Genomic DNA, 11,843 nt, shown 5'->3' on the forward strand with positions numbered 1-11,843 from the left:
GCAGGGCGTCAGCGGTACGCGGCGGCCTGGATCCCGAACAGCTCGGCGTACAGCCCGTCGGCCGCCACGAGGTCCTCGTGCGAGCCCGCCTCGACGACCCGGTGGTCGGCCACGACCAGGATGAGGTCGGCCATGCGCACGGTGGAGAACCGGTGGGAGACCAGCACGGTCACCGCGCCCGTCGTCGCGCCCACCGCCTTCGCGTGCGCCGCGTACCGCTCGTACAGGTCGTGCTCGGCCTGGGCGTCGAGCGCCGAGGTGGGCTCGTCCAGGACCACGAGCAGCGGCTGCTCGCGCATCATCGCGCGGCCGAGCGCGAGCTTCTGCCACTGCCCGCCCGACAGCTGGGCGCCGTCCGCGTGCGTGGTGCCCAGCTGGGTGTCGAGGCCGTCCTCGAGGCGCGCGAGCACGTCGGAGGAGTGCGCGCGCTCCAGCGCCCCCAGCACGGCCTCGTCGGAGTCGATCCGGGGCAGGTCGCCCACGCCGACGTTCTGCCGGGCCAGCAGCTCGAACCGGCAGAAGTCCTGGAAGCCGGCCGCCGTGCGGTCGCGCCAGCCGACCGGGTCCAGGTCGTGCAGGTCGACGCCGTCCACGGTGATCGTCCCCGTGCTCGGGGCGTAGAACCGGCACAGGAGCTTGACCAGCGTGGTCTTGCCGGCGCCGTTCTCGCCCACGATCGCGATGCTGGTGCCGGCGGGCAGCACCAGGTCGACCCCCTCGATGACGGGCGCGTCGGTGCCGGGATAGGTGAACGAGACGCCGTCGAACCGGATGCCGTCGCGCAGCACGTCGGGCGCCGGGACGCCCGCCCCGGCGACGCTCTGTGCGCGGACCACGGACCGCATCCAGGCGAGGTCCGTCATGCTCCGGGCCGCGCGCTGCAGCTGCTGCAGGATGGTGACGGCGGCCGTGACCTGCTGGTTCACCTGCGACGCGAGGGTGATGACGAGGACCACGTCGCCGACGCTGCGGCGACCGGCCACCGCGTCCCGCAGCACCAGCAGCGTCGCGGCGACGTAGGCCACGGCGAACGCCAGCTGTCCGGTCGCGCGCAGGGCGTCGGCGCGCACCTCGCCCGCCCACAGGATCGCGGTCGCGGCGTCCCAGGACCGGGCCAGCCGGGACCGGACCTCCTCGCCCAGCCCGCACGTGCGCAGCTCCTTCGCGGCCGACGCGTCGAGCGACAGGACGAACAGGTGCCGCGCCCGGCGGTTGTCGGTCGCGGCGGCGGCGCGCGCGGCACCCAGGACGTTCTCCGCGCGGCGGCCGAGGGCCAGCGGCGGCAGGGCGGCGAGCGGCAGCAGGAGCAGCCACGGGTTGAGCTGCGCGAGCAGGACCCCGGTGATGACCAGCGCCACGCCCAGCCCGATCGCGGACAGCAGCGCCTGCATCGACCCCCATCCCGACCGGCTGAGCTCGGTACGCAGCACCTGGAGCCGGTCGGCGTACTCCGGGCGCTCGTGGTGCTCGATCCCCGCCGAGTCGTGCGAGAGCGCGATGAGGTCCTGCTCGAGCCGCATGATCGCCGCGTCGCCGAGCTCGAAGTAGTAGATGTGCGCGAAGTGCCCGGCGGTCAGCGCGGCGACGATCGTCACCGCGACCAGCACGGCGGCGAGCGTGGCACGCCGCACGTCCCCCGCCAGCGCGGCATCGGTCAGGGTGGCGAGCGCGGGGGCCGCCAGTGGCAGCGCCACCGACTGCACCACCATCAGCACCGCGGAGAGGGTCAGCTTGCCGGGGCTGATGCTGCCCGCGAGCCGCAGCAGCGCCCAGCTGCCCTGCAGGGTCTGCTTCACGAATCCACCTCGTTCCCGTCGGCGTCCAGTCCCGCCGCGAACCGCTCGGCCTGCAGCCGGAACAGCCGGGCGTAGTGCCCGTCGGCGGCGACGAGCTCGTCGTGCGTGCCCTGCTCGACCACGCGGCCGGCATCGATCACGACGATCCGGTCCGCCCGCCGCACGCTGGAGAACCGGTGCGAGATGAGCACCGACGTGACGCCGCGGGTGAGCTCGACGAACCGGTCGAAGAACTCGGCCTCGGCCCGGACGTCGAGCGCCGAGGTCGGCTCGTCCAGCACCAGGACGCGGGCGCCGGCCTCGAGCGCGTACAGCGAGCGCGCGATGGCGATCCGCTGCCACTGGCCGCCGGACAGGTCCGCACCACCCTCGTAGGCCCGCGACAGCGTCGTGTCGAAGCCGGCCGGGAGCGCGTCGACGACGTCGGCGACGGCCGCCCGCTCGGCCACGCGCCGCAGCACCGCGTCCTGCCGCGGGGCGTGCACGGCGCCGACCGCGATGTTGTCCGCGGCGGACAGCTCGTACCGCACGAAGTCCTGGAAGACCACGCTGACGTGCCGGCGCCACGAGGCGGCGTCGAGGTCCGCCAGGTCGGTGCCGTCCACGGTCAGGCGCCCGGCGGTCGGTTCGTGCAGCCGCGTGAGCAGCTTGACCAGCGTCGTCTTGCCTGCGCCGTTCACGCCGACGATCGCCGTGGACAGTCCCGCGGGCAGCTCCAGGTCGAGGCGGTCGAGCACCAGCCGGCTGCTGCCGGGGTACGCGAACGACACGCCCTCGAACCTCAGCGACGACTCGGGTGCCCCCGCCGGGACCGGCAGGCCGGTGCCCGCGCCGGGGAGCCGGGCCTCCGCCTCCGCCATGCGGTGGTCGAACTCGGCCAGCGCCGTGACGGCCTGCATCCCGTACTGCGTCTGGACGTCCGACTCCGGGTAGTACTCGCCGAGCGCGATGGCGGCGACCACGGACTGGATGCCGAGCGCCAGCGCGGTGAGCGTGATGTCGCCGGCCGAGGCGGACCGGGCGATCGACACGAGGACCGCCGCGCTGATCCCCAGCCCGATCGCCGTGTAGACGAGGTACGGCACCAGGTAGATCTGACGGCGGCGGGCGGCGACCGGGCCGAGCATGCGCTCCGTCGCGTCCGTGTACTCGTCGGTGAACCACCCCGCCAGACCGAAGACCCGCATCTCCTTGGCGGCGTCGGGTCCCATGGCGACCTCGCGCAGGTACGTCGAGCGCCGGCGGAAACCCACGACGTCCTTCCACACCTGCGAGTACCGGCGCAGGCCGCCGCGCTGCCCGTACCGGAACACCATCGTGGCCACGACCACCGCCGCGGCGGCCGGCCAGGAGACGACGACGCCGAGGATCGTGGCGAACCCCGCGAGCTGGACGTACCGGGCGATCAGCGCCAGCAGGCCCGCCGCGGCCGCACCCGGGCTGCGGAAGTCGGCCTCGATCTCGCGCGTGGCCTCGGCGAGCGCATCGAGGGTCGCCTGGTCCTCCATCGGCGCGATGCTGGTGGACCGCAGCGCGATCCGCAGCGCCCGGTCCCGCAGGTCGCCGTCGATGCGTCGCTGCATCCGCACCCCGAGCGCGGTCTGCAGCGGCGCGAGCACCTGCCGCGCGAGGAAGAGGACCGCGGCCAGCACGAAGGTCCGCACCAGGTCGCCCCACGCGGCCGACCCGGTGCCGCCGTCGACTGCCGCGGGTACCTGCCCGACCACCACGCTCGTGGCCAGGACGAACGCCACCGGCAGGAGGCCCAGCACCACGTCGAGCAGCGCGAGACCGAGCACCAGGGCGGGACCCGCCGACGGCAGCAGGCGCAGGATGCCCGCGCGAGGGACCACGGCGCTGCGGTACCAGGACCTGAGCATGGGCACGGCGGGCACGCGGACTCCTTGCCACGAGTGTGGGAGCGCGGCCAACGTAGCGGCTGCGCCGCCCCCGTCACACGGGGTTTTCGTCCGATGCGCGCACCGAGACGGGGCGGGCGTCCGCCGGGGGCGCTCCCACGTCCGCCACGGGGCGCGGGTCGTAGCGGGCCGGCGTCAGGTCCGCCCGCCCGATCCGCGGGAGCCGGAACCACCGCACGGCCTCGCGTGACAGGCACCAGGCGACGAGGTACCAGCGACCCTCCGTGCGGGCCAGCAGCATCGGCTCGACCCGCCGCCGGCTCACCGCGCCCCCGGCGCTGCGGTACTCGATCGCCAGTACGCGGTGCCGCGCGATCGCCTCCTCGACCGCGCGCAGCACCAGGGGCGCAGCCGCGTCGTCGAACCGGTCCGCGCGGTACCAGACGCGCCCGGCGAGCTCGTCGGCGCGGGCCCGGTCCGCCGGGGGCAGCGCGTCGAGCACCTTGCCGCGGGCCGCCTCGGCGTCGGCCCGGAACGGGCTGCCCGGCGGCAGCGCGTGCACCGCGAGCGAGAGGGCGACCGCCTGGGCGGGCGTGAAGTTCACGGGTGGCAGCCCCGCGGACGCGGCGAGCACGTAACCGCCGCCCAGCCCTGCCTGCGCGACGACCGGCAGCCCCGCCTGCTGCAGCGCCGACACGTCGCGCTTGACCGTCCGCGGGGACACCTCGAACAGCCGCGCCAGCCGGGTGCTCGTCGTGCCGGCGCGGCCGACCCGGCGGAGCTCCTCCGCGAGGGCGTACAGGCGGTCGGTCCGGTTCACGGTCCCAGCATGGTGACACAAAGGTGACAGACGGGTGTCACCGCGCCGGGTGGACGGTAGAGCCATGACCACTTCACTGATCCTGATTCCCGGTTTCTGGCTCGGCGCGTGGGCGTGGGACGACGTCGTCGCCGCCCTGCCCGACGGCTTCGACGTCCACGCACTGACCCTGCCCGGCCTGGAGCCCGGCGCCGGCCCGGCCGACCGCGCCGGCATCACGCGCGCGGACCACGTGCGGGCCGTCACCGACCTCGTCGACCAGCTGGAGGGCGACGTCGTGCTGGTCGGTCACAGCGGCGGGGGCGCCCTCGTCGGCGAGGTCGTCGACCGGCGTCCCGACCGGATCCGCCGGGCGATCTACGTGGACTCCGGACCGCTCGAGGAGGGCGCCACGATCGACCCGTCCGCGACCGAGCAGGTTCCCCTGCCGGCCTGGGATGAGCTCGAGGCGCAGGGATCGAGCATCGAGGGCATCGACGAGGCGGCACTCGCCGAGTTCCGGCGGCGGGCGGTGCCCCACCCCGGCGAGGTCGCGCGCGGCGCGGTGCACGTCAGCGACCCGCGCCGCTTCGACGTGCCGGCCACCGTCATCTGCACGAGCCTGCCGTCCGAGGTGCTCAAGACGATGGCGCACGGCGGCCCGCCCTTCCACACGGAGCTGGGTGAGAGCACGGACCTCACGTACGTGGACCTGCCGACCGGGCACTGGCCGATGTTCTCGCGTCCCGCGGACCTGGCGGAGGCCATCGCGACGGCCGCGCGCGGCTGAGTGCATCCAGGGAGGGGTCGGCGGCCGAAGAGGGGATGTCAGCACATCGGCCGCCCGGGCGTCTCGCGTCGGGGCCAGTCCTCGAAGGACCCACCATGCGCGCACGTCTCGTCTCCGGCATCGCCGCCGGAACCCTCGCCCTCGTCGGCCTCGCCGCGGTCCCCGCCTCGGCGGCGCCGTCCTCGCCGAACGCCGCCCTGCTGTCGGTCCTGCACGGCGTCCCCGACCTGACGGTCGACGTCTGGGTCAACGGCGAGCGCACGCTCGACGACTTCACGCCCGGCTCGCTGGCCGGACCGCTGGAGCTGCCCGCCGGGACCTACTCGGTCGCGATCACCGCGGCGGACGCAGCCGACGCCAGCTCCCCGGCCATCGGCCCGGTCGACCTCGCGCTCTCGAACGGCAGCAACTACACGGCCGTCGCCCACCTCGACGCCGCGGGCGCGCCGACCGCGACGCTGTTCACCAACGACATCGCGCCGACGGCGGCGGGCGAGGGCCGGCTGACGGTCCGGCACGTCGCGGCCGCCCCGGCGGTCGACGTGCTCGCCGGCAGCACGCCGGTGATCACCAACCTCACCAACCCGAACGAGCAGGTGCTGAACCTGCCCGCCGGCACGGTACCCGCGAGCATCACGGCGGCAGGCACGACGACACCGGCGCTGCTCGGGCCGGTCGACGTGCCGGTCGTCGAGGGCACCAGCACGATCGTCTACGCCTGGGGCAACGCGACGGCGACGCCGTCGACCCTCGCGGTGGCCACGCAGACCATCGAGGGGCTGCACAGCAGCCCGGCCGGGGTGAACGCCGGTGAGGTCGGGCTCGTGTCCGACGACGGGTCGTCCGCGTGGACGTTCGCGATCGCCGCGCTGCTCGTCGCCGGGCTCGCCGGGTTCGGCGTCGCTCGCCGCGCAGCCACGCAGCGGAGCTGATCCTGCACATGAGCGGCACGCAGAGGCCCGGGTCGGCGTTCGCGCCGGCTCGGGCCTCTGCGCACGCGCTCGCAGTCATCGTGCTGTCCGCCGTGCTGGCCGCGTGCACCACCGCCCCGGCGACCGCCCCGTCGCCATCCCCGACCTCGACGGCTGCCGAGCCCACCGCCGAGCCGACCGCAACCGGCCCGCAGGTCCCCGTCCGCGACGCGACCCTGGGGGCGCAGGAACCCGCACCGGCGGCCCCCGCGCCGGTGCGGCTCGCCGTGCCGGACGTGGGCATCGACATGGCCGTCGACCCCGTCGGGGTGCGGGACGACGGCGAGATGGAGATCCCCGAGGACGCGAACCGGGCCGGCTGGTACCGGTTCGGTCCGGCCCCCGCCGACCCGGCCGGGGCGACCGTCGTGGCCGCGCACGTGGACAGCGTGCAGACCGGGATCGGGCAGTTCGCCCGGCTCCTCGACGTCGCCGTGGGCGCCACGGTGACGGTGACGACCGCCGACGGGGTGGCGCACGAGTACCGGGTGGTCACCGTGGAGAAGGTGCCCAAGGACGGGGCTCCCGTGGACCAGTGGTTCGACCGGTCGGGGGCACCCCGGCTCGTCCTCGTGACCTGCGGCGGCACGTTCCGGCGCGACATCGGGCACTATACGGACAATGTGGTCGTCACAGCCGAGCCGATCGGTGGCTAGCCGTGACACTGGTGCTGCCGATGAGTGAGGAGCCGTCCGTGAGCGCTCTCGGGCCCGGCGCTGCCGGACCTGCCCGCGCCCACCCCGACGGCGAGGGCGTCGAGGAGCTCGGCGCCGCGTTCGCGCAGGGTGACGAGACCGCGATCGCGGAGGCCTACCGCCGCTGGTCGGCGCTCGTGCACACCGTCGCGCTCCGCTCGCTCGGCAGCGTCACCGACGCGGAGGACGTCACGCAGCAGGTGTTCGTCGACGCGTGGCGCAGCCGGCAGCGGTTCGACCCCGAGCGGTCGCGCCTGCCCGCCTGGCTGCTCGGCATCACACGGCACGCGGTCGCCGACGCGCACGAGAGGCGCGCGCGCGACCGGCGGCTGCGGGACAGGTCGGTGGCCGACGCCACGGAGACGCCCACCCCGTCCGTCGACGTCCGCGTCGTGGACCGGGTGGTCGTGGCCGACGAGCTGGACCGGCTCGGCGACCCGCAGCGCACGATCCTGCGGCTCGCGTTCTTCGACGACCTCACGCACGACCAGATCGCCAACCGCCTGGACCTGCCGCTCGGCACGGTGAAGAGCCACGTGCGGCGTAGTCTCGCCCGGCTGCGGACCCGATGGGAGGTGGATGGTGCCGTTCGATGAGTCCCACGTGGACGACGACGTGATCGCGCTCCTCGCCCTCGGCGAGCCTGCCGGGTCGGCGTCGGAGCTCGCGCACCTGCGCGAGTGCCGGCGGTGCACCGACGAGCTGGACGCCCTGGCCGACGTGGCCGAGCTCGCGCGCTCCAGCGCCGCGGACGGCCCCCTGGTCCCGCCCGCACCCGAGGTCTGGGACCGGGTGGCCGCCGAGCTCGGGCTCGGGACACCCCCCGCGGTCGTGGACCTCGACTCCCGGCGCGCACAGCCCCGGGCCTGGCGCTGGGTCGCCGCCGCCGCAGCGGTGGGCGTGGTCGTCGGCGGCGGCGGAGCCTGGTGGGCGGCGTCCCGGGACGAGCCGGTGACCGTGGTCGCGACCGCTGTGCTCGACCCGCTCCCGGGCTGGGACGCCACCGGGTCGGCGGTCGTCGAGACCCGGTCCGACGGCAGCCGTGTGCTGGTCCTGGACCTCGACACCGCGCAGACGTCCGACGACGGCTTCCGCGAGGTCTGGCTGCTCACCCCGGACGTCAGCGGGCTGGTCAGCGTCGGCACCCTGGCCGGCTCCTCCGGCCGGTTCGACCTGCCCGAGGGTCTCGACCTCGACGAGTTCTCGGTGGTCGACGTCTCCGAGGAGCAGTTCGACGGCGACCCCGCGCACTCCGGCGAGTCGATCGTGCGCGGCCCGCTGGAGGCATGAGAAACGCCCCCTCCCGAAGGAGGGGGCGTTCCCGTCGTGCTGCGTCAGACGGCGGGCGGCGCGGCCGGCGGCTGCTGCTGGACCGGCGCCTGCTGCACGGGCGCGGCCTGCGCCGGGGGTGCGGCCTGGGCCGGGGGCGCGTTCGGGGTGGTGCGCTGCTCGACAACGGCCGTGTGCGAGGTGTTGCTCCGCTGGTTGTTGAGCACGATCGCCAGGATCAGCGCGATGACTCCGGCACCCATGCAGATGTAGCCGATCGCCGTCAGGTTGACCCCGTCGATGGCGTCGCTGACGCCGAACGAGAGGATCGCTCCGATGACGATGAGGGCGATTCCGCCTCCGATACCCATGTCGGTCCTTCCGTCGCGCCGTGCGTGGGTCGCCCGGCCTCGACCCGCGAGTCTGGTGCCGACGGGGCGAGCGCGCACGTCGAGAGGGGTAACTACCCCAGGATCTCGGGATAAACGGGTGCGTTCTCACCCGTCCGGCCGAGGACGTGCTCCGCGAGGAACGCCTCGACCACCTGGTACCAGACGATCGCGTGCTGCGGGCTGAGGACCCAGTGGTTCTCGTCCGGGAAGTACAGGAAGCGGTGCGGCGACCTCCCGTCCTCGTCGGCGGGCAGACCGCTCTTGGCCAGCAGCTCGTACCAGAGGCGCAGGCCCTCACCGATGGGGACCCGGTAGTCGCGGTCGCCGTGGATGACCAGCATGGGCGTCACGATCTTGTCGACGAACCGGTGCGGCGAGTTCTCCAGCGCCATCTCGGCGGTCATCTCGCGCTCCCAGTAGTAGGCCGCGTCGGTCGTCGGGCCGAACTGGTCGAGCGCCCACAGGCTGGCGTGCGTGACGACGGCCTGGAACCGGTCGGTGTGCCCCGCCACCCAGTTGGCCATGTACCCGCCGAACGACCCGCCCATCGCCGCGGTACGGGTCTCGTCGATGTCGTCGCGCGCCTCGGCCACGTCGGTGATGGCCATCAGGTCGGTGTACGGCGCCGCGCCCCAGGCCCCCCAGCCCGCCTGGACGAAGTCCTGTCCGTAGCCGGTCGACAGCGCGGGGTCGGGCAGCAGCACGGCGTACCCCCGCGCCACGAGGATCCACGGGTTCCACCGCCACGACCAGGCGTTCCACGAGCCGAGGGGCCCGCCGTGGATCCACAGGAGCAGCGGCGCCTTCTCCTCGGTCCGGGGCAGCGCCAGCCAGGCGCGCACGCGGCGGCCGTCCTGCGTCGTCGTCTCGATCTCGGTGAGCGTGCCGGGTAGCTCCGGCGTCGCGACGGGGCTGATCAGCGGCGTCGTCTCGCCCGTCGTCAGGTCGATCCGCACCGGGTGGGCCGGGGCCTCGTACGACGTGCGCAGCGCGAACGCGACCGACCCGTCCGGGCTGACCGACACGTCGGTGAACGTGGCGTCGTCGCTGGTCAGCCGCGTGACCTCGTCCGACTCCACGTCGATCCGGAACACCGGGCTGCGACCGTCGTCGTCGGCCGTGACCAGCAGACCCGTGCCGTCGGGCAGCCAGACGGGGTGCTGCGGCCACCGGTCCCAGCTCTCGACGAGCGTGCGGGGCTCGCCCCCGGCCAGCGGGACCAGCTGCAGCGTCACCCGGGGTGCCTCGTGCGGCGTCGACAGGGTCTCGCGGCCGAACGCCACCCAACGACCGTCCGGGGAGACCACCGGCGACCAGGCCTCGGCCTCCGGGTCGTCGACGAGCACGCGGTGCTCCCCCGACGCCACGTCGATCGCGACCAGCCGGCCGCGCTGCGCGCCGCGGGCCAGGGGCAGGTTCCAGCCGGTGACCACCGTGCGGCCGTCGGGGCTGATCGCCGCCGACTGCTCCACGAGCGCCGACCCCGCCTCCGGGGTCACGTCCGTCAGGGTGAGCCGGGGGTCCTGCGCCCCGGCGAGCGGCGCGACGACGTCCGCGCCGACCTGCGCGACGAACAGGTGCGGCGACTCCGGGCCGAGGTCGTGGTCCCAGTACCGGACGGGATAGCCGTCGTGCAGGATCGCCTGGACCTTCTTCTCCTTGCGGGCCTTGCGCAGCTTCTCGTCCGTCTCGGCGTCGGTGGCGCTGGGCAGGACGTCCGAGCCGATCAGCAGCACGTCGGCGTCCTTGGCCACGTGCACGGCGCCCAGGCCCGCCGCGCGGTGCGCCACGATGCGCGCCTCCGCTCCGTCGCCGGGCATCAGCCACAGGGCCGGCACGGGCTCGTCGTCGTCGGCCGCCTTGCCGTCCGGGTCGGGCCGGGCACTGGTGAACAGGAGGTCGCCGCCGGGCGTGAACGCCGCGCTCGACTCACCCTTCGCGCTGCGGGTCAGGCGCCGCGCGGGCTTCTCGCCGGTCGGGTCGACCTCCCACAGGGCGGTCACGAACTTCGTCCTCTTGGCGTCGAGCGTCGCGACGCTCGTCACCAGGCGGCTGCCGTCGGGGGACAGCACGAGGCCGCTGAGCCGAGGAAGGGCGACGTACTCGTCGAGGTCATGGAAGGGCGTCGAGGTCATGCGCCCGTCCTATCACCTTCCGCAGCGCTAGCGGGGGGTCGAGAACAACATGGGTCGCGTTCTGACCGGGCGATACGCGGCTCATGTTGTTCTCGACCGACCGAGGGCTGCGCGGACGGCGGCCGGGATCGCGGTGCCGGTGGCGATGTCCGCCGCCGTGAAGCGGAGCACCTGCGCGGAGCCCGCGGTGACCATGTCGTTCTGGCGTCGTCGGTCCTCGAGCAGCGCCGCGGGGGTGTCGTGGAACTCGCGGCCGTCGATCTCCGCGATCAACCAACGGCCGTCCTCGAGCCGCCAACCCAGGTCACCTCGCCCGAGGAACCTGCCGCCCGACGTGCGGATCTCGACCTGCAGCTCGTCCGGCGCGATCCCCGCATCAACGCACTGCAGCCGCGCGAACGTCTCGAGCGGCGACTCGGCACGCGCGTCCACGCGGTCGAACACCTGGCTCACCAGACCCGCACTCCCACGCCGACCTCGCAGTCGACGGCGGAGGTCACCGAGCCCGCCGGGTGTCTGGAACCCCCGTCGCAGGCAGTCGTCGAGGACGGCGACCGCGTTCGCGCGCGGCAGCTCGGGGAGCGCCTGGACGAGTGCCGAGCTCAGGCTCGAGATCCCGTGGCCGGCGAACGTGCCGGCGGCCGGCTCGACCAGCTGTCGGACGCGGATCCCGTCCCGGCTGCGCCCGAACCGACCGTCCGGCAGCGCCACCTCGGGCGAGATGTCCAGGGGCAACCCCGCGACCCCGAGCAGCGCGAGCGCGCACGACCCCACCGCGATCGAGTCCGGACCGTAGGCGAGCAACGCGACCCAAGCGCTGCGACGACGCCGGTGGCCGGCATCCCGGCGGCGATCCCGTCCGGGTGCGACGTCGAACACGCCGTGGGTCACCCGCTGCAGCGCGCCGGCTCTGCCCAGGCGCGCGCGTCGGTCCACGCCCACGCCGCCCGCCGAGAGCTGCGCAGCCGAGAGCAGGTCCTCCTGGCGGGACGCCAGGGTCAGGAGCGATCGGGGAACCGGCTCGGCGACGCGCACGTGCACAGGACAGCCGACCGCCGACGCCGGGCACCGGCGCCCCGGCCGGTCGGCGGGCCGGTGCTGCCGGCGCCGTGGCTGTGGGCGGGTCGGCGCGCGTCG

General features: G+C 74.5%; 11 protein-coding genes. 5 read left to right on the forward strand and 6 right to left on the reverse strand.

All coding sequences use genetic code 11. From position 1 onward, the window contains the following. Positions 1–8: 8 nt before the first annotated feature. Genes KG102_RS17195 through KG102_RS17205 form a run of 3 tightly spaced genes read right to left on the reverse strand, consistent with a single transcriptional unit; the run spans position 9 to position 4,475 of the window. The gene (locus KG102_RS17195) at positions 9–1,796 is read right to left on the reverse strand and encodes an ABC transporter ATP-binding protein (RefSeq protein ID WP_208290270.1); all 1,788 of its coding nucleotides are present in this window, start codon (positions 1,794–1,796) and stop codon (positions 9–11) included. Next, a complete protein-coding gene (locus tag KG102_RS17200; protein ID WP_208290269.1) occupies positions 1,793–3,691 on the reverse strand; it encodes an ABC transporter ATP-binding protein in 1,899 nt (632 codons plus the stop codon). Before KG102_RS17200 ends, KG102_RS17195 begins: the two co-directional genes overlap by 4 nt. 58 nt (positions 3,692–3,749) lie before the next feature. After that, positions 3,750–4,475 carry a helix-turn-helix transcriptional regulator gene (locus KG102_RS17205; protein ID WP_208290268.1) on the reverse strand — a complete coding sequence of 242 codons (726 nt, stop codon included), beginning with the start codon at positions 4,473–4,475 and terminating at the stop codon, positions 3,750–3,752. Between the two features lie 64 nt (positions 4,476–4,539). Here KG102_RS17205 and KG102_RS17210 point away from each other — a divergent pair, with 64 nt between their 5' ends. The 5 genes from KG102_RS17210 (at position 4,540) to KG102_RS17230 (ending at position 8,200) form a co-directional block, all read left to right on the forward strand. Next, entirely contained in the window at positions 4,540–5,244 is a 705-nt protein-coding gene (locus tag KG102_RS17210) for an alpha/beta fold hydrolase (RefSeq protein ID WP_208290267.1), read from the forward strand. A gap of 95 nt (positions 5,245–5,339) precedes the next feature. Continuing rightward, entirely contained in the window at positions 5,340–6,176 is an 837-nt protein-coding gene (locus tag KG102_RS17215; protein WP_208290266.1) for a DUF4397 domain-containing protein, read from the forward strand. Between the two features lie 8 nt (positions 6,177–6,184). Continuing rightward, on the forward strand, positions 6,185–6,871 hold the full coding sequence (locus KG102_RS17220; RefSeq protein WP_208290265.1) for a class F sortase: 687 nt from the start codon (positions 6,185–6,187) through the stop codon (positions 6,869–6,871). Between the two features lie 38 nt (positions 6,872–6,909). Then, positions 6,910–7,506: an RNA polymerase sigma factor gene (locus tag KG102_RS17225; protein WP_249667383.1), complete on the forward strand. Its 597-nt coding sequence runs from the start codon at positions 6,910–6,912 to the stop codon at positions 7,504–7,506. Positions 7,507–7,513: 7 nt separating this feature from the next. Then, entirely contained in the window at positions 7,514–8,200 is a 687-nt protein-coding gene (locus KG102_RS17230) for an anti-sigma factor (protein ID WP_249667384.1), read from the forward strand. A 44-nt stretch (positions 8,201–8,244) separates the two neighbouring features. Here KG102_RS17230 and KG102_RS18875 read toward each other — a convergent pair whose 3' ends face one another. The 3 genes from KG102_RS18875 to KG102_RS17245 all read right to left on the reverse strand — a co-directional run bounded on the left by KG102_RS18875 (position 8,245) and on the right by KG102_RS17245 (position 11,741). After that, on the reverse strand, positions 8,245–8,550 hold the full coding sequence (locus KG102_RS18875) for a DUF6458 family protein (protein ID WP_243885018.1): 306 nt from the start codon (positions 8,548–8,550) through the stop codon (positions 8,245–8,247). A 92-nt stretch (positions 8,551–8,642) separates the two neighbouring features. Continuing rightward, the gene (locus KG102_RS17240) at positions 8,643–10,706 is read right to left on the reverse strand and encodes a S9 family peptidase (protein ID WP_208290262.1); all 2,064 of its coding nucleotides are present in this window, start codon (positions 10,704–10,706) and stop codon (positions 8,643–8,645) included. Between the two features lie 81 nt (positions 10,707–10,787). Further along, positions 10,788–11,741, reverse strand: a complete 954-nt coding sequence (locus KG102_RS17245) for a PDDEXK family nuclease (RefSeq protein ID WP_208290261.1) — start codon at positions 11,739–11,741, stop codon at positions 10,788–10,790. Positions 11,742–11,843 lie beyond the last annotated feature (102 nt).

The sequence above is a fragment of the Cellulomonas fengjieae genome (assembly GCF_018388465.1).
GTDB lineage: Bacteria > Actinomycetota > Actinomycetes > Actinomycetales > Cellulomonadaceae > Cellulomonas > Cellulomonas fengjieae.

Coding starts and splice junctions, on each gene's coding strand:
- KG102_RS17215 (WP_208290266.1), top strand. CDS start 5,340: ATGCGCGCACGTCTCGTCTCCGGCATCGCCGCCGGAACCCTCGCCCTC.
- KG102_RS17240 (WP_208290262.1), bottom strand. CDS start 10,706: ATGACCTCGACGCCCTTCCATGACCTCGACGAGTACGTCGCCCTTCCT.
- KG102_RS17210 (WP_208290267.1), top strand. CDS start 4,540: ATGACCACTTCACTGATCCTGATTCCCGGTTTCTGGCTCGGCGCGTGG.
- KG102_RS18875 (WP_243885018.1), bottom strand. CDS start 8,550: ATGGGTATCGGAGGCGGAATCGCCCTCATCGTCATCGGAGCGATCCTC.
- KG102_RS17220 (WP_208290265.1), top strand. CDS start 6,185: ATGAGCGGCACGCAGAGGCCCGGGTCGGCGTTCGCGCCGGCTCGGGCC.